This is a genomic window from Paenibacillus vortex V453, from assembly GCF_000193415.1.
Lineage (GTDB): Bacteria > Bacillota > Bacilli > Paenibacillales > Paenibacillaceae > Paenibacillus_AQ > Paenibacillus_AQ glucanolyticus.
On the sequence record NZ_ADHJ01000048.1, the window covers coordinates 33,300 to 55,338 of the forward strand.

The window sequence follows — 22,039 nt, forward strand, 5'->3', positions numbered from 1 at the left end:
TATATGTTAAGAGGTGATTCCATCATAAGAGATGTAGCTTAATGGAACCTTAAAGCTTCATTAGGGGGACATAAAAAGTGTGGGTGGGTCATCGACACTGTGCCAAGCATCGAGAACGTCCGGTATTCATCAGAAATAGTTCTTTAATCCTACCGAATTCTATTTTTCTACATTTTCTTCTTTTTTCAGATTAATTATAGAAAAATATACCTAGTTCTGATAGACTACTTTGTAATATCCTTATTTTTCTCTTATAAGTATAACGGAAACAAAGATGCACCAGATTGACAACAAGCGGAATCATTTCCGGTGGAGCAAATACCCTAACCGATGGGGACTTAAGAAATGAGAAGAACAAATGAAAAGCACAGTAAAATCAACGATATTCATTCTATTCCTATTGGCCCTTCTTACTGCGTGCGGTGCTGAGGAAGATACAACCGGAACTTCATCCGTTCCTGCACCAGCAGAAAACGAAGTGGTGAACAATACAGTTTCTGCAAGTACAGAAGCAAAAGAAGAAACCCAACTCTTTACGGGTGAGAGTTTCTCGTTTTCTTACCCATCATCCTGGAAAGACGCAGACCTTAACATACCTCAAGTTGTTGCTGCATTTGTAAATCCTAATCCCAAGGGAGGTTTTGTTGATAATTTAAATTTGATTATCGAGGAATCATCTGCCACCCCTGAGGAAGCGGCTAATTTATCGGCGCAAGGTTTATCGAATGGAGATGGCGGGGAATTAATTCAAAATTACAAGAAGTTGAATTACGTCGACGTTCCAGAGAAAGCAGCGGGAATTTTAGAGGCTGAATACACTCACGGAGAGTTAAACCAACAGGTAGTATTGACTCAATATTTTGTTTCCAATGGCAATGCGCTTTATACTCTTTCGACTTCCTACTCCAAAACGTCCTACGATAACGGTGGAAAAGCGACGATCCAAAACATATTGGACTCATTCAAGATTACAGAAAGTGCTATGAATAGCATTGATACCAGTGCAAACGCCGACAGTAGTCTTGAGGGCTTTACGGAAGAAAATATATTTGCCGAAATGATGGCTTACATTATCCCTACGGAAATTGAAGACGGAGCTCTTGATGAAAAAACGTATAACTATATTATTCAACATCATCAGTTATTCCCAGCGGTAACACCTGAGGATCAAAAGAGTGCAAAGGCTGAAGTCGATCCAACAATTACTTCACGTCACCTCCTCAAAAATTTAAATCCTTATCTTGATAAAATGATGGAGGTAAGTGGCTACGTTATTGATATCACAGAAGAAGAACTCGACGGGGGCATTACCATTGCAGAAATACACATCATCGATGATAACGATAACTCCATCGTTGGTTTTTATGCCAACTCTACGGGCGATATTCTGGAAGACGACTATGTAACTTTGCGAGGAGTGCCGGCAACATATTATTCATTTGATAATATTAGTGGTGGAACCACCATTTCAATTCTTCTGGGCGTTTCGACTATTGATAAGGTTGAATAAACGAATAGTGTTCCTGGACATGCCCTGTTCCAGAATAATGATATGGATTCAGAAGAAAAAGCACCGCGCAGGTGCTTTTTTTCTTTATTGTTTATAAATGATTAAAATATCATATGTTCCATCGGCAGATGAAAGCTTAACATCCTTGACATCATCAGGATGAAGTTTATAGAGGAACTCATTAACCTGATCCTGCAGCTGGTCCAAATCAGAATCGCTAAAGAGTTCAACTTTCAATGTTTTTAGCATGTAAGCACCCCCCCACTACAAACTTCGACATCAGTCGGGTTTTCCCTGCCTGGAATGGAGCAAATGGCTATCCTGTTGTTCATGCGACTTGTTTTTTATCGAACGGAAATAATCTCATCGATCTTAATCCAATGCCATTCACGGTCAGCCATGGACAGCTTGATCTCTCGTCTAACCGTATGAATAAGAACGACAATGCCTGTCAGCTCCTTATCCTCGTACTCATCGAATAATCGAACTTTAATTGCAGTATGCTCGTGAAAAGACTCGGCCAACGCGCTTTCGATCAATTCCATTTCCTGTGGATCCAATGTCGGTCGTTCTTTTCTTCCCTCTTCCAGTTGTCTTCGAATAATGGTTTCTTTATGCTCTGGAAGCATCATCCGACTTGATTCCCATAACCCGTTACCCTCCAGCTTTTTTCGTGTTGTCATTTATAGTGTCCTCCTATCTTAGCTGATCGGTCCAGCGCTTGGCCTGCATCTGTCTTGGATACCGCTCTAATAACAATCGAATTCCCATATTTATTCTTAAGGGCATCCGTCACGCGCTCAAGAGCCATCGACCGCTCCCGTCCTGTATCAAACAAAGACATTTGATATTCCGTATCCGGGGAAAACTGCGACAAACTAATACCCACCCTCCGGATCGGCAAGCCGTCCCAATAGGACTCAAGCAGCCGGCATGCCCAGCGATAAACCTGGTTCGTTATATTCGAGGGATCATCCATCTTCATTTGTCGGCTAAATCCTGTGGGACGGTCAAAGTCAGCCCCCATACAACCGACTGATACTACATGCCCCATAAAACCAAGACCACGGCATCGCTGGCAAACCAGCTCCGTGAGCTCAAGCAGTATCTATAAAATTTTGAGCATATTTTGTTGTGTGCATTAATAATTAGCATAAACCTTGATTTATCAAGGCTTTATACTAATTTGAGGACCTTTTCTTTATGAGCATTATTGATTGCTTAACACGATAACAATGATATGGTAACATATTAAATATTTCGAATTCATGAATGAGCATAATTATTTACTGAATTAGATGTGGGGGTGTTTAAATGAGCCTGAATAGTTCAATCTTGCCTTTTTCAAGAAAGATTGATGAGTTACGTTTTAGTGTACAAAGTGTTGGAATTGAGTTTTGGAAAAGGTATCGAGATAGCGAACCTGTCCTTAATAAGCATGCTGTAATTGTTTTGCAAAACAAAATGAATGGTAGACTATGCATCCATCCTCTTACAGAGTTTATTTTTCACTACTGGAAATATAGAGCGTATAATTCTCAAAGGCTCCATGCTAATTACCTTTGCTCTTTTTTAAATTACATACTTATTGATAATCAGCAAAAATATAAGCTTTCTTCTTTAAAAGAACTTCGTTTTTCTCATGGAACTGACTATTTGAACGAACTAACGAAAAAAGACAAATCAAGAATGACACTTAGAAAGGCGGAAAGAACCTTAACCTTATTCTTTGAGTTCTTGGCGAAGAAAAAACTGTTGGTTCATGTTAACGAAAGTTCCTTTAAAAAAAGGCTCCTGTACGGAAAATCAAACCAAAAATATACGGTCTCCCCATTTAAAGGAGTGATAATGCCGAGAAATAAGCAAGGCCATATAGCTCATGATTTGCCTGAACAATATATTTTACCTTTTATTGAGCTGGCTGTGAAAACCGCGAATCCCATTGCCTTGGGAATTTATATGCAGTGTTTCGGAGGAATTAGACAAGGAGAGCTTGTGAACATTCGAAAATCCGATGTAAATTCTATCGGCTCTTATGGAGAATTCGGTTTAGTAGTTCGCCTAGAACAAAAAACCTTGCGAATGGATATTAAAGATAGTGCTGGTTCAAGTGGTGTAAAAAAACCAAGAAGACAAATCGTATTCCCAATTCAAGATTGGTTGCAGATGCTGTATCGTAATCACATTGAAAATTATCCTCCTATGGATGGATCTGATGCGTTATTTGTAAATCGGGATGGGAAAGCCATGTCAGGACAAAGTTACAGGGCCTACTTCAGTAAATTAAAAAAAGAATTTTTGAAGCAACTGAGGAAATCGTCTAATCCAGATGATCTGATTTATGCAGTCAAACTGGAAGAATATAAATGGTCCACTCATCTAGGCAGAGGCATATTTACAAATCTCCTAGCCGAAGAAGCTGATAATCCATACGATATTGCTTTGCCAAGAGGAGACTCCAATCTTGCATCATCTCTTGTGTATCAAGGAAACACGGAACGAATGAGAAAGAAACTTGAGAACCGGATGCAACATTTATATAAAGATTACCTACCAAAATTAATAAAAAATTGATTATTGGAGTAGAAGAAACATGTCTTATTTAAGTCCTGCTGAAACTGCAGAAAAATTAGGAATAGGCTATAGAAGCCTACTACGCTTGGTGAAAAACGGCGCGTTTACAGGAGCAATAAAAGTATTGGGTTCGTGGCAAATCCCTCTGAAGTCTGTGGAGGATTACAAGGCATTATTAAACATGCCCGATGAATATTTGACTATTGCCGAGATTGCTGAACGACTTAATCTTTCCGAGCTTTGGGTTGGCAGACTTATTAAGAGAGGAACATTTGCTGGGGCAAAGAAACATAGAGGTTCTTGGATAGTGCCTTCCATGTCTGTGCAGGAATATATTCAGTCGTCCTCTTCTCCCGAAGGATTCCTCTCCTTCCCGGAAGCAGCTGAATATTTATCCGTAAGTGAATCATGGATCAGAAAATTAGTATTAAGAAACATTTTATCGGGTGTCGAAGTCATCAATGGTGTTCGTTACATTCGAATAGAATGTGTGGACGAATATTTATTATCGATTTCACCACCTGAAGGATATCTTTCCGCGGATCAAGCTGCACAAGTATTATCACTGAGTAAAGCAAATATTAGCTCATTAGCTAATGAAGGTGCATTCACGGGTGCAAAAAAACAAAAAATTACCCTATCATCACGCGGGATGGATTATTCCTATTGAGTCCATAAATCAGTTTAAGGAATCGCAATCTTTTTTAAGTGATTATGTACCTCCTACTGATATTGCCGCAAGTTTGGGTGTTAGTAAAAAATGGGTGTCAGAGTTGATTCGGGAGGGAGTAATTCCTGGAGGTATAAAACATAACAATGAGTGGATGGTACCTTCTGATGAGTCCATTAAACATATTGAAAAGGAAAGAAATAGAAAACAAGAATTAGCGGAACTATCGGGACCAATTGATTTATTTGAATACAGGTTGGCTGAACTGGAAGTGCCTGATACGTTGCAAAAAACAGTAGATCTCTATCGTGAATTTGTTATCTTAAAAATTAATAGCAGCCACGGTAACAGCAAAACAATCCACAATAAGGCTCTGGAGTATATCAGCACATTAAAGCGTTTATTCCGTCTACTAAAGACTGAAGTATTCTTGATGAATGCAGAACAATTAGAAACTATCTTTCGAAATCCTGGAATGGGAATTCGGGATAAAAGCACTTTCATTTATTTTTTGGAATATTGCACAGGTAAAGGGCTATGTTCATTCTCGAAAAGTTATGCTATCACTTCCCTTCCTATAGAAGAAAGAGAGATGTACAGTCCGGAACAATTTTTAGCTTATTACAGTTATGTTAGGGATGTCGACCTTCACATTGAGCAGGCCATCCAAAGTAGGGATTACGCTGTAACATGGTTATATGTCTTAATGCATGTCATTGATGCGTGGAGACCATCAGACATTATTAAGCTGCCGAATATTGAGCTGGAGGTCTGCAATTTACAGACTTTTGATCAACTAAGGGAAACGAAACTGTCAAAGGAGCAAGCGCAAGCAGTCATCAACCATCTGTATAAACGGGTAGAACGAATGTATATTAGCAAAACTGGTGCCCTGGGGCATTTCCTCGTTAATCAGGACATGATTGTTCCCACGGCTACCGTTCTTGTGATCACAGAAATCCATCGTAGAATGCAAGGAGATCAACAACTACTCAGACTGGGCCAAAGAAGATTCGTCCACTTTGAAAAAGAAACGTATATCCGATTATTTTTCGATAAGCGGCCGGATCTTGTTGATTTCCAAAGTCGAAAAATGAATAGAACTCTCTTGACCTATTTCTTTTATAGTGTCGTAGAGGGGAAAGGAAGTGCGGATATCGCGTACGAACTGTCTCAACGAATGAGGGGGCATACCGATAAAAACTCGACTGCAACCTATATTCAAGCAGTAAACAAAGATGGTTCAATTGAACGGGTAAGTTTAAACTTGTTTAACCGAGGGCACTTTGGATGGCTGTACCATCATCTCATTCGTCTATCTATGCCAAACGCGCCTCAGTTAGAGGTAGAGCAAAGTACCGCACTGATCGAACAGTTTCGAAAAGAACTTTCTCCTTATCAATTGGAACAACTTGGCCAATTCTTAGTACGCCAGCAACAAAGTAAACATTCATTGGCTTTGCAACTATCGAATCTTACTGAAACAGAGCTGATGACTTTGTTGCATAAAATCTATAAAGGTGAGATGCCCGCCAAACTGCAGCATGTTCAATGCTTGACCTTCCCAAGTTGCACTTCACCAACGGCAACGACTTGCTTACATTGTGAGAACGCAATACCGAAGATATATATTCTAATTTCTATTCATCATGAACTTGATCGATTGATTGTATCGATTAAAAATACCAAGTATCCTGCCGTTCGGGTCAGGGACCGCAAGTTTTTGTTTCAAATTCTAGATCTTTTAAGTCAGGCGATACAGCAATTCGGCAAAACCTATGTTCAGACTTTTATCGATCTTAACAATTTAAAGGAAAAGATGATTGCTATTCAAAATTTAATTAGTGAGGAAGTTTAATGGCTAAATTCCACGCTGCATTACACAGAAGAAGAACCCTAGAGGAATTAAGCGATAGACTAATTTTAGAAAGTATTGAGTCTGTCACCTTTAGTTTAGAAGAACTTCACGATTACAAGGATATGTTCAGAGAATTGGAACGCAAAGGGCTTATTGTAACAGGCGATTTTGAAGACTTCTTGTGGTCGGCTAAAGGGGAATCCAGTAATTTTCTTTTTCAGTTTGATTGTGAAATCTATGGTGAAATCAATCAAGCTTTGAAATGCTATTCTGTCCAAAAAATGTATAACGGCATTACTACGCAAACCGTTCGCCAAAATATAGGACAAATAAAAGAGGCTATACGAATTACCCGAGGTTTTCGATTAGACCATCTCAAACATTTAGAAGATACGTTAAATCATTTCGGAGACCATAAACAGTTTGCCATGGCTACCAGTATAAAGGAGTTTCTGATTTTTTATAATCATCCTCATACTGAGTTGTATTGCGACTTATGTGCTAATTATAATGCGAAAGTCTCCAATGTACGTGAATTACCTAATTTTCATGATATCTTGCTTTTCGATGTTGCTTTGGATGACTATTTTATAACATGTACTTCAGACGAAGAAAAATTGCAATATTATCCGATTTTTTTATGGTGGAGGATTACTCGGATTATTCCCATGCGCCCCGTCGAATTTTACTCTTTAAGCAGGGACTGCACAATGAAGGATGATGAGGATAGATATTGGATGATTGTACCTCGAAGAAAGAATTTATCCAGCCGTCCAGGAAAGCTAGCGGTCACGGATACTATCCAAGTGAATCGGGAAGTGTTCGAATTAATTGAGGACTATAAACGACTTACATTAGCTTATGCAACTGAATCTTCCTACTTGATATCGTATAAAGCTTATCGAAAGTACGTTAAATTAAAATCAAAGGAAATAACGCGAGAAAAGATAGGAGCTTCCCAATTTATTAATATGATTGATCGATTTTATGATGAAATCGTTACTGCGAAGTATGGCGACTTGGAAAGAATAAAGCCTGGCGATACCAGACATTTTGCCTTCTGCAATATGATGTTGCAAGGGTTTAATATGTTAACTATTGCTCGCATGGGTGGACATAGTCAATTAGAAACCCAATTACATTATCATAAACATTTGGATCACTTCGCTCAATCTTTTGTCCATCACGCGGCGCAGATGCTTCGAATGAAACGTGTGAACTTATGGAGATCAAATTGGGATGTTGCGACTCAGGGCATAATTGCTAAAAGTAGAATTTATCAAATAAGTGATTTCCAAGAGACGCACAAAGTGGAACATGGCTTTTGTACGGATCACCCATCTCGCTGTCAGGTTGGGGATTGCCGGTTTTGTGAATTTTATTTTTTCTCACCAGAAGACAAACAAAAGGGATTAGCCTGGTTGAAAGATTGTTCTGATGCTCTTGAAAGCAGATTAAAGAAACAACTGGAACTCATACGATATGTCACAAAATCCATAAATTACGATTGTGCTACGTTAGACATATCAGCATACTAGTCAAGAAAGGCTATCCTCAGCGAGTAATGAACTGCGAAGATTGATGGATCAAAAGGCGATGGTCGATTCTTATTTGCTGGAGGACGAATTATGAAAAAAGGTGCGCCACAAAAATATACGGATAAGCAATTAAAAGACATCTTGTTAAAATATATATCAAAAAATCCTGGGAAGAAGATTAACCCTTCTATTTTGGAAAGAGAGACTGGGGTAAACCGCTTTGTATGGAAAAGAAGAATGTCCGAACAAATCGCAATGATTAACGAGCCCATGCAGCTGGAAAATACAGAAACTGAAACTTCACTTCCCTTACCTAATGTTGTGGAACTTGTCGAAACATACTGGAATAATAAATCAGGCTTGATTAGCGCGTTATCTCATTTCAATCAGATGCTAAATGCTTTGCATCAAAAAGCGAAGGAGTCAGATACAATCCTCGAGCAAAATCAAGACTTAGCCGCTAACTTGTCTATAAAGGAAAAGCAGATTAAAATGCTTGAGAACGAAATTAAATTACTCAGACAACAGTACCTTGAAGTTGCTGTTAAAAGTACTTATAAAACCTTCCAGGATGAAGAGGCACTAGAAAAAATCATATCCATCACTAAAAATAAAAAATCAGAAGATCGTGCCTTAAATGCTGATATTGTAAAAATGTATCCAGAGCTATTTGATAATTGATGGTGGGAAGATGCGCTAGGCTTGCGTCTCGATTTGAGTAAAAAATCGGATTAATCCTTAGCTGAACAACTAAGCTTTAAGGAACTCTCATATAGCTCGGACAAAGATGAACTAAAATAATTTGTTGTGAATAACTCAACTTTCGCAGAGCAAAAACTAGCCTAAATCCTTGCAGCCACAGGGCTACTAAGCAATCAGATACATGGCTTGCAAAATAGAAAAACACCGCTTCGTTTGGTAAAGTGAAAGTGCGAGCAATCACTATCAAACAGAAGAGGTGTCTTCCATCATGATAGACCATCAGCCCGATCTTAATCAACTGCCAAACGAATTAAAGTCTGCTTTTCAAGAACTGAACGTCATGAAACATCTTCGACAAGCTGGGTTGCGCAAGCGATTTGGTTTCAGCTGTGCCCGACTGTTCCAACTCGTCTTTGTCCTGTTGTTTCATCAAAAGAAACTGGTTTCGTCTGCTCGAGAGCAGCAAGGGAGAATCGTTTCCCGGCAAAGATGCGGTGTATCGCTTCCTCAATCATGCCGGCTTTGCCTGGCGTCGCTTTCTGACATCACTCAGTGTCGCCACGGTACGGAAGGTCAGCACTCTTACGTCTGTCGACCGGGACACCGTCTTCATCGTTGACGATTCGATGTTCGAACGCAATCGCAGCAAGGCTGTTGAGTTGCTCGCCCGATTCAAAGATCATGCCACCGGCGCTTATTACAAAGGATTTCGTATGCTCACCATGGGCTGGTCCGACGGGCATACCTTCTTGCCGCTCGACTTCGCGCTGCTCAGTTCAAGCAAGTCTGCCATCAACGGCATGAGCGAGAACATCGACAAACGATCGCACGGCTACAAGCGCCGTCAGGAATCGCTCCGATCGGCTCCGCAGGTCATTGCGTCCATGCTGGATCGCGCTTTGGCAGCAGGGGCGACCGCCTCCTACGTCTTGATGGACAGCTGGTTTACGCATGCGCCTCTCATTGGCGAAGTCATTGCCCGCGGGCTCGACGTGATCGGCATGGTCAAGAATGACAATAAGCGTTTCCTGGTTCAAGGCCGGAAGCTGTCGCTCAAAGAACTGTACGCGGCAGCGTTTCCTGTGGTGAGCAACAAGCGTGGCATTCTCCGCTGCATTCGAACCGAGCTTGCCCCAGACATTCCGGTTCGCGTGGTGTTCGTTCGTCATCGTACGAAGAAGAATGAATGGCTCGCTATTTTGACGACAGACCTTTCCCTTTCCGTAGAGGACGTGATCCGCATCTACGCGATTCGCTGGGACATTGAGGTCTTCTTCAAGTGCACCAAATCACTGCTTCGTTTGCAAAAAGAGTTTCAAGGCCGCTCCTATGATTTGCTGATCAGCCATACGACGCTTGTGTTTTCGCGCTACATCCTGCTGGCTTGGCAGCATCGGCAAAGCACCGATGCGCGCTCCTTCGGAGGCTTGTTTTATTTGCTATGCGACGAAGTCGGTACGCTCGATTGGGCGGTTGCTTTACAACAATTGCTCGATCACATCAACGAAATTGCCACGAAGGCCGGCAAAAAGCTTTCGGCTCTGATACAGCGTCAACTCCAGCAATGGATTGCCGTTTTGCCCAGTTACATCAAGGCTTGTTTGCCGATTTCATGCTGCGAAAGTTGAGTGAATAAAAAGAGTGGTAAAGTGCTGCGTTCTAATTCCAAATCCATCTCTCTGAAAACAAAAGGCTATTACGGTTAGAGAATGCCGACAATTACTTGCCAAAGTATAGTGATACTTAAAATCCCTCCACATAAAAAAAGCTTTAATTGTAATACTAAAGATAAACTTAACTTTTTCGGAGGTATTATGAAGAAGCTTTTGATTTGTATTTTGCTTGCTTTCACAGTTCATCCTGTTGTCCATGCTGAACCTGTTCACGATAAGAAGCCTGAGGTTGGTTATGGCTATGATGCACCATTAAGAATAAAAAAACCAATACATCCTGAAGTGCCTAAGAGTTGGAGACTTGAAACAAAAAAAATTTGAAAACAGCATTTTATTAGCTTATTTTGACTCTGATGATAATGATTTAATTATGACCATATTTGAAGAAAATCGAAGATCAATGGTCCCTGTAGCTCAGTCAGAACAAACGGTAATCAATAATACTACCTATTCTTTTTACCCCTGGAAAAGCAAACAACGCGGATGGGTTCTTAGATGGGTTAAGGGCGATGTTTATTTTGAAATGAGTAGCTTCACACTAAACGTAGATGAAATGATTACAATTGCAGAAACCATAACAAAGCAAGTTAAAGAATAAAAAAAGAACTGCAGCCTCACGGGTTGCAGTTCTTTTTTAGTATACTGAGTATTTTTTTAAAACTGTGACACGTTCCCGTCGACGCCGAGATAGAAGCCCCCCTGCATAAGGTTGTTAGTGTGTGATTCTATAATAACTTGATAATTCTTATAGCTAACAACCGGTACCAAAATCGGCGGTTTATTTCTGAGGTCTTGGTCTGTCATGTAGGTTTTTGAATATATTGTATTTCCATCTACATCAGCTACACGCAGAGTGAAATATGCTGGGTTTCCTGAATTAACACCATAAACTCTAAGGTTTCTGATCTCCATACTATGGTTAGAGTTAGGTTTTACTAAAGCTCCATGTATAGCACCGCTATATTGGTATAGGCCACCGAAAGGTCCATATTCTTGAAAAACTTGCGTTTCAAAATCTCCGCCTGAATTACTTTCCTCGCTAACGTTGCTCCCAGTAGAGGATTGGCTTAGAGAGGCATCTTCGGAAGAGATTGTTGGATCAGCAAAAGCAGAACCAGTTAACATTGCAGATAAAATAATACATGATATCAAAGAAATTTTAAATTTACTTTTCATGATTAATCAACCTCTTTTCCCAATTTTTAGGCCTTCATATATATAAACGCTAAATAGATTAATAAGTTAGCAGAATCCTAAATTTTTTTTGGAATCTTTAAATCAATATAAAAAGAAACGCTATCAGCTATATGCCGATAAGCGTTCCTTTTTCAAAATGTGCTTGCAGAAGTAATATCATCTACTTTTATCCAATTCCATTCACCCTCAGAGATAGACAGTTTGATCTCTCGTCTGAACGTATGGATTAGTACGACAATACCGGTTAACTCCCTTTCTTCATACTCAACAAACATCCTTACTGTAACAGTGCGGTGCTCATGAAAAGATTCGGCCAACGCCTTCTCGATTAACTCCATTTCTTGGGGATCAAGCGTGGGCCGAGCCTCCCTGCCCTCTTCTAATTGCCGGCGAATGATTGTTTCTTTATGTTCAGGAAGCATCATGCGACTAGACTCCCACAGCCCATTACCCTCCAGCTTTTTGCGTATTGTCATTTATAGTGTCCTCCTATCTTAGCTGATCGATCGAGCGCTTGGCCCGCTGCTGTTTTTGAGACTGCTCGGATTACAATTGCATTACCGTATTTGAGTTTTAATGCGTCGGTTGTCCGTTCAAGTGCCATCTGTCTCTCCCGGTCAGTATCAAACAGCGATAACTGATATTCATTGTCGGGGGTGAGCTGCGTCAAACTAACGCCTATCCGCCGGATCGGTAAGCCATCCCAATAAGTTTCAAGCAATCGGCGTGCCCAATGATAAACCTGATTGGTGATGTTGGATGGATCCTCCATCTTCATTTGTCTTGAAAATCCCGTTGGCCGATCGAAGTCAGCTCCCATACACCCCACCGACACAACATGCCCCATGAACCCTAGTGCCCGGCAGCGCTGACAGACCAACTCTGTTAGCTCGAGCAATGGAGTTAAGATGTGGTCAAACTCCCGATAATCAAAAGGGAGGGTCATCATATGGCCTACTGACTTTGGTGCAACCTGGTGTGTGCCTGATCGCACTGGGCTATCGTCGATTCCGTTTGCGATGCGCCAATACATTTCCGCCTGGATGTCGGAGTTCTTGCCAAACTTCCGCCGCATCATCTGCTTCAGCTTTACAAGAGGTGTCTGAGCTACACTTCCAATATTCAGGAGTCCCATAGCATTGAAATGTCGGGTCATACGACTGCCGGCCATAAACATGTCGCTGACGGGACGTTTCCACAACGTCTCGGGCAGCATCTCTTTGGTGAGGGTATATATGCCGGATGGATTCTTTTTGGCGTAATTGTCACATGCAGTCTTTGCAAGGATTTTGGTTTCGGCAATCCCGAAGCGAGTATAAACGCCTGTCGCAGCTTGTACATGAGCCTGAATGATCCGGGCCATTTCTTTTGGTGTATCCGCAAACAGATGCATCGAGCCGGTCACATCTAGAAATTGTTCGTCAATGCTGTACGGCTCGACCAGATCTGTGTAGCTCTTGTAAATGTCCGTGATCAGCATAGACACATCGATGTATCGTTGCATCCTCGGCTTAATAACAACAAGATCCGGGCATTTTGCCACTGCCTCCCCAAGGCGCTCTGCGGTAGTAATCCCCTTTGACTTGGCAATAGGGCAAGCTGCCAGCACAATTCCTGAACGACGTTCCGGATCCCCAGCAACCACCAAAGGCCGATCCTTGTACTCAGGATGTTCGGCCTTTTCTACACTCGCATAAAAGGATTGGCAGTCAACGAGCATGACCACACGTTTAGATGATTTCAACACATATCCCTCCTTCTTTTAATCCAAGGACGCGTATGTCATAGAATCAAACTCCGACCATCTATGTTTGTCAATAGAACACGTCCTTCATTCGACTAAAAATGAGCATAAATAGATAGAATTATGCTCATTTTTTATTTGTGCTCGATATCAAACAACTTGAAAAATATTATTCCTCCAAAGAATTAAAAGATTAGACCCTTTATGCACACATGTTTTTATATAGATACCCAATAGCACGACCTTGATCTCCTCCAGCTTTGCATAATCACGAGGCAAGGTCATCATATGACCGACTGACTTGGGGTCTACCTGGTGCGTTCCCGGACGCACGGGGCTATCGTCGATTCCATTAGCGATGCGCCAATACATTTCAGCGGAGATATCGGAGTTTTTGCCAAACTTACGACGCATCATTTGTTTTAGCTTAGAGAGGGGAGTCTGAGCAACGCTGCCGATCGTAGGCAAACCCATTACGTTAAAATGGCGCGTCATCTTGCTGCCGGCCATAAACATGCTGCTCACCGGCAGTTTCCATAAGGTATCTGCAAGCGTATCCTTTGACAAAATGTAGAGTCCCGACGGATTCTTTTTCGCGAAGTTATCACATGCCGTCTTGGCAAGTATTTTGGTTTCGGCAATTCCAAACCGAGCACGAACACCTGTCGCCTCCATGACGTGCCGCTGAATGATCTGGGCCAGCTCCACTGGCGTTCCATAGAGGTGTAAGGAACCCGTGACATCGAGAAACTGTTCATCAATGCTGTAGGGCTCGACCAAATCCGTGTAGCTTTTATATATCTCAGTAATCTGCATCGAGACGTCTATATACTTTTGCATACGTGGTTTGATGACAACGAGGTCTGGACATTTGGCAAGCGCCTCGCCCAGCCTCTCGGCTGTCGTTATTCCTTTTTCCTTTGCAAGTGGGCATGCAGCCAACACGATTCCTGAACGCCTTTCCGGATCACCAGCAACTACCAGGGGGCGATTTTTATACTCTGGATGATCGGCTTTTTCAACAGAAGCATAAAAGGACTGGCAATCCGCCAGCATGACTACCCGGTTGTTTGATTTCAATGCGGCCCCCCCTTGTCTGCAATGTTCAGCCCTAAATAGGTATAGGACCTCTGCTCAATTTCCGCTTCAATCAGTCCCCAAAGCATGGACAGTTTATGGTGGTATCCTCTGCACACAAATTCAACTTCAATGCCTAGATTGGTCTTTCGATGCTGGTACACTTTTAAGTCATTCTCACGCATGCTCCTTCGCGCTGCCGTTAAATCGGCTAAGGCTGCAGTCTGTAAACGGTCGATCATAACACGGGTCACTTCGGATGTCTTTAAATCAGATTGGCAAAGAACACTGCGATCATTTTCCAGTACATCAAGCAATAAAGGCAATAATGTGTAGTCCTTTACTAACTTGCTTTCATCTGGCTTAAGTCCAATGCTCAACATATTTATATCCACCTCGCAATGGGAACATTCGTTTGTATTATATGCGAACATTCGTTCTTTTATCAATGTAAATTTACTCCAAACCAAAAACAGCTCCTGCGAAAAGCAGCAAGCTGTTCCCATTCCATTCATTACAGGCATTCACTTCAACAGCCAAACGGATGAATATATAATATATTGAACTAAATCTGCAAACATCCGAAAAAGGTGGTTTTTCCCCTCACTTGTAGTATTATTGTTTCTAGATAAGGGAGTGACTGCTAGTGAAAAAAGTAATACTTCGGTGGATCATTGCTCTCTCGGCATTGTACTGTCTGGGACATATTTTATTTGATTTTAAAGAAACACGCCCCATGCGGATCATTACGGGGGCAATTGAAATATCATTCTTTGGAAGCATACTGCTCTATATGAATTTGAAAACGAAAGAGGAAAAAAGCAATCATTCAACAGTGCAAAAAAAATAAACCATGCTTGCAATTATGCGGAAGAGTTATTTTATCGATAATTTTTACATAAAACGGGGTGTTTAGGATGAAAACTATAGGTCTTATTGGCGGCATGAGTTGGGAGTCATCACAGCTCTACTACCAAATCATTAATCAATATGTAAAGGAAAGTCTAGGCGAGCATCATTCTGCAAGAAGCCTCATGTATTCGGTGGATTTCCAAGAAATTAAGAATTTGCAGCATCAAGGGAACTGGGATGAGGCTGCGAGAATTATGATTGATATAGCACAAAAACTTGAAACGGCTGGAGCGGATTTACTTGTCATCTGTACGAATACCATGCATAAGATGGCAAAAGAAGTTGAAGAATCGGTATCGATTCCGTTAATCCATATTGCGGATTCGACAGCAACGAGAATCGTTACAGATGGAATTAAGAAGGTCGCGTTATTGGGTACTGCATTTACCATGGAACAAGATTTTTACAAGGGCAGACTTACAGAAAAGTTTGAGCTCGAGGTTATTGTGCCAAATGAAGACGATCGATTGGTTATACATGACATAATCTATCAAGAGCTTTGTCTTGGCATCATTAGTGAAGAGTCTAAGCAAACCTACTTAAAGATCATAAATCATCTTATACAACAAGGCGCAGAAGGTATTATTCTGGGATGTACAGAAATAACGCTGCTCATCTCACAGGATGATTGCAATATACCCGTATATGATACAGCAACACTCCATGCTAAAAGTGCTGTTGACTTTGCTTTAAAAGAGACCCTCCATCATAGTTGATTAATGCAAGGGCCCTTGTTAAGCGAAATAGAACGTTCATAAAAAAGTGGATAACCAAAACTTGATCTATCACTTTTTTTGCATATAACCACAACCGAACATTACTGCCACTACTTCTATACAAGTTCATTTTTTATAAAAGTATGGCCCACACATTGATTCATGGGTATGTACGTAAGTCCATTTGAAACTCTTGTCGAATATATAGATATCTTGCTCAGAATCAAAATTGGCCGATACTACATCCTTAGCGTTTTTATACTCAAATACGATATCGGGGGAGTTTTGATACATAACATATAATTCATTTTTAGTAAGAATATCAAATGCATCCCTCGCTGCTTCTCCTTCTAAACACTCTTTCTTTTTGTAGCTAAATATGTGCCACTTATATTGATGATAATGGATCTCTTTTTTGATTTCATCGCTAATGTTTTTAGCAAAAGCCCTATCCCATAAATCTATAATTTCTTTTGCTTCCTCAATTAGTTCTAATATAACTACACCTTTATCCAGCAAATTTTTATTGTATAAGTGCTTTCCAAGGGTAACGTTAACAAACCAGAAAACTTTCCTCAATTCTTCTTCTGGTAAGCTGTCTAACATCTGATTAATTTCGTTCCTATAATTAGATGAATCCATAAAGCACCACCCTCCGATCCTTAATTTTCATTAATAATTATAACCCGAAGTGCAAACGGAGTAACTTTGAACATTAAAATCTAGAGATAGACCGAGGTAATTCGCACTCTCCCTTGATTCCTAGAGCTGTAGGAGTACCCGGTAGCGTTCTCGATGAATTCCGTGCGGTCGATTATTCAGGCAGCGAGAGAAGTTCGAAGATTTTGTTTGCTTGTCGTGATCAACTCCATTTCTTGAGGATCCAACGTTGGTCGATCTTTTCCTCCCCTCTTCTCAGCTGCGGCGGATTATTGTTTCCTTATGCTCTGGCAACATCATCCGACTTGATTCCCATAGTCCGTTACCCTTCAGCTTTTTGCGCGTTGTCAATTGATATTCCCCCTCTTGTTATGAGAACGTTTGTTTGTATTATATACGAACACTCATTCTTTTATCAATGTAAAAATAAGCTGCTCGGCCACTTATTCATCGATTCAAGAACAATGAAACCTATCGTTTTCTAAACTAAGAGCATTTTAGTGATACATAGATGGTTATTCGCACAAGCAAGGACTAAAGGCCTCAATACACTGTTAATAAATCCTTAAGGGAAGTGGTGAAAGCCTTGGTGGATTTGGGGATTGTCATGCCTCTTTATAAGCAAAAGCCTGAATTCCTGAAAGCGGCACTTCATTCCGTGCTGAACCAAACAATCCAGCAGTTTAAAATGGTCATTGTCATCGATGGGGCTCCCGAAATGGAACCGTTGGTCCAGTCTCTCGTAGGTAACGATTCCCGAGTGAACACGGTCTCTTACGCCATCAACCAAGGAGTTCCACATGCACTTAATACGGGGTTTGCAGAGTTGTTTAAGGATAGAAGAATCCAATTCTTGACTTGGGTATCGAGCGATAATATCTATGGTCCGCATTTTTTGGAGGTGCTCCGTGCCGCCTTACTGAAAGGCCCTGAGGAGCTGGGACTGGTGTATAGTTCTTTCCAATCAATTGATAACGACAATAAACCTTTGAACGATGAGGTTGCACTCAGTGCATTGCGTAAGTATCAAGGGAAACCCAAAGAGGCGCTGCTTGACTCCTCCATCGTTGGTGTCTCATTTATGTATAAATCATGCTACGCTAAGAAAGTACCAGGAGGTTACAGTTTGGCTCCGGTTGAGGATTATGATTATTGGCTAAAGCTTACGGACTACTGTGACATCAAATATATTCCAGTTGAGCTAATGGAATATCGGGTGGACTCGACCTTCAGCGTTTCAGCACAACTTAAGACCACGGATGCTCATCGGAAATGGCGATATGCTTATCATCTGGCCAGACATGATGCAAGAAGGCGGAGGGGAATTGCCCCGGAAATTAGTATTCTGCTTCCACTGCGTGAAGTTTCGGAAGAAACGATAGATCGAATTGAAAATCTCTATGAGCAAGTTTTCAGTAACTATATATGTTATGTGTTGGACCTCTCTTCAGATCAACATGTGAGTGCTGCCCTGAAACAGATCCCGCATCCATGTTCAGTCTATGCAACGTACCCGAATTGGGAGAAGGATGTGGCTGTTCTGGCTACTGTTCGAAGTCTTCATACTCCTTTTACCATGTTGCTCGATTTAAAAGGTTTTCAGAATGTAATGGATTTACAAATTCTGATCAACCAGCTTCATAAATCAGGCCTTAACATATGGTCCACGTATTATACGGATAATCACGCGGTCATTGGTTACCGTACCGTGGATTTGATTAATCCCGTGCTTTCCAATGAATTGTTCCGAACCAATAATCTAGTTCATTTACTTGAAGAAAGGGTTAAACACGTTGGTGATCCATCATGAAAGTGTTGTTTATGTTTTACAACCCGAGCGGAGGGATGGAGACCCTAAACCGGATTCGAAGCAAAGCGTTGATAGCGCACGGAGTTGAATCCCATCTTCTCTATAAATTCGATGGGGAGGGCAGAAACAACATCAAGAACATCACGACATTTGTTACTTGTGAAAAGGAAACCATCCGGGAAATCATTAAGCGCGAAGGTTATGATGCAATAACGGTATGCTCTGACATTAACATGCTCGCACAGTTAAGAAGCTTTGGGTACAGCGGCCGACTCATTTTTGAATTGCAGGGTTTGGGAAGACATGAAGAGCGGCTCCTTCTAACGCAGTCCTTCAAAGATCAAATTTATGAGCACGCGGATGCAATACTTTATCCTTATAATCAACAACTGAGAGAACTCATGAGTTCGAATTATCCTGAAATTCCTCAATACAGTTTTGATGATCCTCTGGATTGGGAATACTTCGGATATACAGCCTATCCCAGAAAACCCTTCCCGATTTTAGGCTGGGTGGGGCGTTTACAGTCCAATAAAAATTGGCGTGATTTTTTATTGTTAGGACAGACGCTTATCGGTTTGTATCCAGATCTATATTTGTGGCTCTTTGAAGACGAAACGATGGCCGATCCTGCAGAACTTGAGGATTTTAACGAGATACTTGCGAATAACCCAACTCTCAAGGCTCGTCTTATCCGTTACTCAAACGTACCTCATGATCTTATGGCGGACTATCTAAGCATCATTGGCGATTCAGGGGGATTCCTTCTTTCGACCTCGATTTCTGAAGGATTTGGATATGCTGTTGCTGAAGCTATGTTGTGCCGCTGCCCGGTTCTGTCTACTGATTCAGGAGGGGTTAGGCGATTTATCACTCATAACAAGACGGGTAAGTTTTATACTCAAGGTAGAATAGAGGAAGCCACTCTGGAGGCAATATCACTGTTGACTAACAAGAATGAGAGAGAGCAACTGATTGTTAACGCAGAAGCTCATATCAAAAGGCATTTTTCCAGTAGCGTATATGCTAATCGGTTTAGCACCATGTTGAATCATCTAGACCAAGGTCGTCGAGTTAACAGAAACAGACTGAGATAACAAAAAGGCTAATAGCTATATAGCTTTGTCCACACAACCCGGAGATCTAAATACGTATACTAGTAAAAACTAATTGAAGGGCAGTGGTTATATGGCGTTAACAACAGGCATGATTACGAATACTGGTTCTCCTAATGCTTCGAACATTGTAATTAACATTGCTAATGATAATCTCAGTTTCTCATCTAATGTGGTTTATCACATTTACGTGTGGAATACTTTGGTGAGTAAGGCGCTGATTTATTCCAATATGCTAAATATCAATGCAAATACCAGCCAAATTCTTAATTTCAATATCGCTGGCAACTCTTCATATGAGGTCCAATTTCTTGTGACAGGGACGGTTCCGACAGACACTGTTATCAACGTATTCGGAACTGATTCATCCGGCAATGTTATTCATTACCAAAAGGTGTTACAGCAAGAACTCACTCAAATTGGGCAGCTCAACCCGTAATCTGAAAAAATAAGAATGATCTGTTTCATGTTAACAAGGGTGGTGACCATGGTAAATATCCAAATCTCGCCAAGTGCGAGTAGCCAGTTTGAGCCAACCATCGCCGTAAATTGGCTTAACCCCTCTGTTATGGTGGTGGTGGCTGTAGATTTTCGAGCAGGTCCGGCAAATATTGGATTATACAAGTCTATCGATGCCGGCGCAACGTGGAGCACGGTGTTGCTGCCTTTACCAGCTGGGTTCGCTGGAATAGAAGCTCCTCATATTGATTATATTTTCCCTAATACGTTTGTCGTGGCAGCACACGCCTTTGATGCTGATGGACTTAGCGGTTCGATCGTAAGTTATATTTCTAACGATAACGCTTCATCTTTTGGAGCACCTGTCATCGTGAACCAAGGATTCGGACAGTTCGTTAATGACGATCAGGTGGTGGTTATCAGCGACAAGGCTGGGTCCAGCCCATTCTTTGGAAACATTTATACTGGTTATACGCATGATTACAACACGCAATTCATCCCGGGGAATACGATATTCTTCAATCGATCGCAAGATGGCGGAAACTCGTATGAAAGGCCACTGCTCCTATCTTCAGTAAATGTATTTGAAGAATTTCCTGGTATCGCAATCACGTTAAATGGAATACTCATTGTAGGATGGATTACGCAACCTCCAGGAACATCTGAATTTATCGTTCGCATCTCACAAGATGGTGGATCAACATTTGCGGCTCAGACTATAATAACATCTGTCGTTGTAGTACCCTCGCCGCTTCCTGGTTATCAATTCCGTTGCCTGACGTATCCTTCACTTGCAGCGGACATCTCTAATGCACCAGCATCACGAGGGAACGTCTATGCCGTGTGGCAAGATTATCGTGAAGGTTATTCCGATATCTTTCTCTCAATTTCCACAGACTTTGGCCAGACCTGGGGAGCGCCTAAACCCATTGCAAACAGTCCGGTGGGATCCCAAAATTTTTTCCCGGCCATCACCGTCTCGCCAACAGATGGAGCGGTATTCGTATCCTATTACACCAATCGGGTAAGTCCGCTGAATCTTGACGTATTTCTTGCCACGTCCAGGGACGGTGGAACTACGTTCATCAACACCCGTATTACGACAACTTCGTTTAGTGTCGCGGGGTTACAAGTGATAGGGGACTACATCGGAAATGCGATAGTTCCTCAAACAGGTCGGCTCGTAACAGCTTGGACTGACACCCGTACAGGGACTGAAAACATCTGGTTTGGCGATAACCAATAAACATGGGATGAGGGACCAAGTCAAAGAAGGAATCTGGTTGAAAACAATATATCCTTTGGATGAAATTGAACTACTCAGCTCCGGCTTTATTTACCGCTTTGGTCTTGATCTGGATAACAACACCTGCACACCGTCATACTCGGCAGCAAGACGCTGTTTACCCAAGGAAACCTAAACAATATTCTTGTCCTTCAGCCCAGTTACCGACTGCCCTCGGATCTTTACCACCATGTCCTGCATCAATCCATACCTTTTTCATTCAGAGGTTCCGACTGAAAAGATGAAAAAATGCTGATGAGAAGATCAAAAGCCATTTCGCTGATATTCTTGATTTCTGATTTTTGCAGAGAATGTGATTTTTTTGTGATTTATAATAAAAGGCTTCCTTTCGGGAGCCTTTTAAATAGCGGTATTATAAGGTTTTTAAGGCCTTACTTACATCATGCCGCCCATATTTGACTATAATTCGCTTCGGTTCACCTTTGAAATTTTAGGTATAAATCAAAGTTGAATTTGACTCACTCGAAATTAATCAATCGCCAGTATTCATATTCGACCGGAATTTTTGTGACTTTTTT

22 protein-coding genes and 3 pseudogenes are annotated in these 22,039 nt (G+C 41.4%); 15 read left to right on the top strand and 10 right to left on the bottom strand.

Features of this window, described 5'->3' with window-relative positions; all coding sequences use genetic code 11:
- Positions 1-358: 358 nt before the first annotated feature.
- Entirely contained in the window at positions 359-1,510 is a 1,152-nt protein-coding gene (locus PVOR_RS25390) for a PsbP-related protein (RefSeq protein WP_006212414.1), read from the top strand.
- A gap of 84 nt (positions 1,511-1,594) precedes the next feature.
- On the opposite strand, the gene PVOR_RS29910 is transcribed toward PVOR_RS25390, so the two are convergent.
- The 3 genes from PVOR_RS29910 to PVOR_RS25400 form a co-directional block, all read right to left on the bottom strand.
- Complete coding sequence (locus tag PVOR_RS29910; RefSeq protein WP_006212415.1) at positions 1,595-1,759, bottom strand: sporulation protein Cse60; 165 nt, start codon at positions 1,757-1,759, stop codon at positions 1,595-1,597.
- A 95-nt stretch (positions 1,760-1,854) separates the two neighbouring features.
- On the bottom strand, positions 1,855-2,193 hold the full coding sequence (locus tag PVOR_RS25395; RefSeq protein ID WP_006212416.1) for a YolD-like family protein: 339 nt from the start codon (positions 2,191-2,193) through the stop codon (positions 1,855-1,857).
- On the bottom strand, positions 2,190-2,618 hold the full coding sequence (locus PVOR_RS25400; protein WP_082834449.1) for a DinB/UmuC family translesion DNA polymerase: 429 nt from the start codon (positions 2,616-2,618) through the stop codon (positions 2,190-2,192). Before PVOR_RS25400 ends, PVOR_RS25395 begins: the two co-directional genes overlap by 4 nt.
- Before the next feature lie 206 nt (positions 2,619-2,824).
- Here PVOR_RS25400 and PVOR_RS25405 point away from each other — a divergent pair, with 206 nt between their 5' ends.
- The 8 genes and pseudogenes from PVOR_RS25405 (at position 2,825) to PVOR_RS25435 (ending at position 11,123) form a co-directional block, all read left to right on the top strand.
- Positions 2,825-4,084, top strand: coding sequence for a hypothetical protein (locus PVOR_RS25405; protein ID WP_006212418.1), 1,260 nt, complete (start codon positions 2,825-2,827; stop codon positions 4,082-4,084).
- 19 nt (positions 4,085-4,103) lie between these two features.
- Positions 4,104-4,754 carry a helix-turn-helix domain-containing protein gene (locus PVOR_RS25410; protein ID WP_006212419.1) on the top strand — a complete coding sequence of 217 codons (651 nt, stop codon included), beginning with the start codon at positions 4,104-4,106 and terminating at the stop codon, positions 4,752-4,754.
- On the top strand, positions 4,699-6,612 hold the full coding sequence (locus tag PVOR_RS25415; protein ID WP_006212420.1) for a helix-turn-helix domain-containing protein: 1,914 nt from the start codon (positions 4,699-4,701) through the stop codon (positions 6,610-6,612). The genes PVOR_RS25410 and PVOR_RS25415 overlap by 56 nt, the downstream gene beginning before the upstream one ends.
- A complete protein-coding gene (locus PVOR_RS25420) occupies positions 6,612-8,150 on the top strand; it encodes a tyrosine-type recombinase/integrase (protein ID WP_006212421.1) in 1,539 nt (512 codons plus the stop codon). The genes PVOR_RS25415 and PVOR_RS25420 overlap by 1 nt, the downstream gene beginning before the upstream one ends.
- Before the next feature lie 90 nt (positions 8,151-8,240).
- Positions 8,241-8,831 carry a hypothetical protein gene (locus PVOR_RS25425; RefSeq protein ID WP_006212422.1) on the top strand — a complete coding sequence of 197 codons (591 nt, stop codon included), beginning with the start codon at positions 8,241-8,243 and terminating at the stop codon, positions 8,829-8,831.
- 289 nt (positions 8,832-9,120) lie between these two features.
- Positions 9,121-10,480: pseudogene (locus tag PVOR_RS25430) on the top strand (IS4 family transposase).
- A gap of 186 nt (positions 10,481-10,666) precedes the next feature.
- Positions 10,667-10,846, top strand: a complete 180-nt coding sequence (locus tag PVOR_RS30435; RefSeq protein WP_138917814.1) for a hypothetical protein — start codon at positions 10,667-10,669, stop codon at positions 10,844-10,846.
- Positions 10,827-11,123 (top strand): DUF4367 domain-containing protein, encoded by a 297-nt coding sequence (locus PVOR_RS25435; RefSeq protein WP_006212424.1) that lies wholly within the window; start codon positions 10,827-10,829, stop codon positions 11,121-11,123. Before PVOR_RS30435 ends, PVOR_RS25435 begins: the two co-directional genes overlap by 20 nt.
- Positions 11,124-11,179: 56 nt before the next feature.
- Here the strand turns inward: PVOR_RS25435 and PVOR_RS25440 are convergent, their stop codons facing one another.
- The 5 genes and pseudogenes from PVOR_RS25440 to PVOR_RS25460 form a co-directional block, all read right to left on the bottom strand.
- Positions 11,180-11,701 carry a hypothetical protein gene (locus PVOR_RS25440; RefSeq protein ID WP_006212425.1) on the bottom strand — a complete coding sequence of 174 codons (522 nt, stop codon included), beginning with the start codon at positions 11,699-11,701 and terminating at the stop codon, positions 11,180-11,182.
- Between the two features lie 152 nt (positions 11,702-11,853).
- Entirely contained in the window at positions 11,854-12,198 is a 345-nt protein-coding gene (locus tag PVOR_RS25445) for a YolD-like family protein (RefSeq protein ID WP_006212426.1), read from the bottom strand.
- Positions 12,195-13,466: a DNA polymerase IV gene (locus PVOR_RS25450; protein WP_006212427.1), complete on the bottom strand. Its 1,272-nt coding sequence runs from the start codon at positions 13,464-13,466 to the stop codon at positions 12,195-12,197. Before PVOR_RS25450 ends, PVOR_RS25445 begins: the two co-directional genes overlap by 4 nt.
- Positions 13,467-13,676: 210 nt before the next feature.
- Positions 13,677-14,546 (bottom strand): annotated as a pseudogene (locus PVOR_RS25455) (DNA polymerase IV); the annotation flags it as partial.
- Entirely contained in the window at positions 14,543-14,926 is a 384-nt protein-coding gene (locus PVOR_RS25460; RefSeq protein WP_036640751.1) for a hypothetical protein, read from the bottom strand. The gene PVOR_RS25460 and the pseudogene PVOR_RS25455, both read right to left, overlap by 4 nt.
- A 263-nt stretch (positions 14,927-15,189) precedes the next feature.
- Between PVOR_RS25460 and PVOR_RS25470 the strand changes: the two genes are divergently transcribed.
- Both PVOR_RS25470 and PVOR_RS25475 read left to right on the top strand, forming a co-directional pair.
- Positions 15,190-15,393 carry a hypothetical protein gene (locus PVOR_RS25470; protein WP_006212431.1) on the top strand — a complete coding sequence of 68 codons (204 nt, stop codon included), beginning with the start codon at positions 15,190-15,192 and terminating at the stop codon, positions 15,391-15,393.
- 67 nt (positions 15,394-15,460) lie between these two features.
- Positions 15,461-16,171, top strand: a complete 711-nt coding sequence (locus PVOR_RS25475; protein WP_006212432.1) for an aspartate/glutamate racemase family protein — start codon at positions 15,461-15,463, stop codon at positions 16,169-16,171.
- A 126-nt stretch (positions 16,172-16,297) separates the two neighbouring features.
- Here the strand turns inward: PVOR_RS25475 and PVOR_RS25480 are convergent, their stop codons facing one another.
- Complete coding sequence (locus tag PVOR_RS25480) at positions 16,298-16,813, bottom strand: DUF4275 family protein (protein WP_006212433.1); 516 nt, start codon at positions 16,811-16,813, stop codon at positions 16,298-16,300.
- A gap of 218 nt (positions 16,814-17,031) precedes the next feature.
- Positions 17,032-17,182: pseudogene (locus PVOR_RS33120) on the bottom strand (YolD-like family protein); the annotation flags it as partial.
- 223 nt (positions 17,183-17,405) lie between these two features.
- Here PVOR_RS33120 and PVOR_RS25485 point away from each other — a divergent pair.
- From PVOR_RS25485 to PVOR_RS25500, 4 genes are all read left to right on the top strand, one after another.
- A complete protein-coding gene (locus tag PVOR_RS25485) occupies positions 17,406-18,641 on the top strand; it encodes a glycosyltransferase family 2 protein (RefSeq protein ID WP_234973099.1) in 1,236 nt (411 codons plus the stop codon).
- On the top strand, positions 18,638-19,738 hold the full coding sequence (locus PVOR_RS25490) for a glycosyltransferase family 4 protein (protein ID WP_006212435.1): 1,101 nt from the start codon (positions 18,638-18,640) through the stop codon (positions 19,736-19,738). The genes PVOR_RS25485 and PVOR_RS25490 overlap by 4 nt, the downstream gene beginning before the upstream one ends.
- A gap of 91 nt (positions 19,739-19,829) precedes the next feature.
- Positions 19,830-20,195: a hypothetical protein gene (locus PVOR_RS25495; protein ID WP_006212436.1), complete on the top strand. Its 366-nt coding sequence runs from the start codon at positions 19,830-19,832 to the stop codon at positions 20,193-20,195.
- Between the two features lie 48 nt (positions 20,196-20,243).
- The gene (locus PVOR_RS25500) at positions 20,244-21,461 is read left to right on the top strand and encodes a sialidase family protein (protein ID WP_040681020.1); all 1,218 of its coding nucleotides are present in this window, start codon (positions 20,244-20,246) and stop codon (positions 21,459-21,461) included.
- Positions 21,462-22,039: the final 578 nt, after the last annotated feature.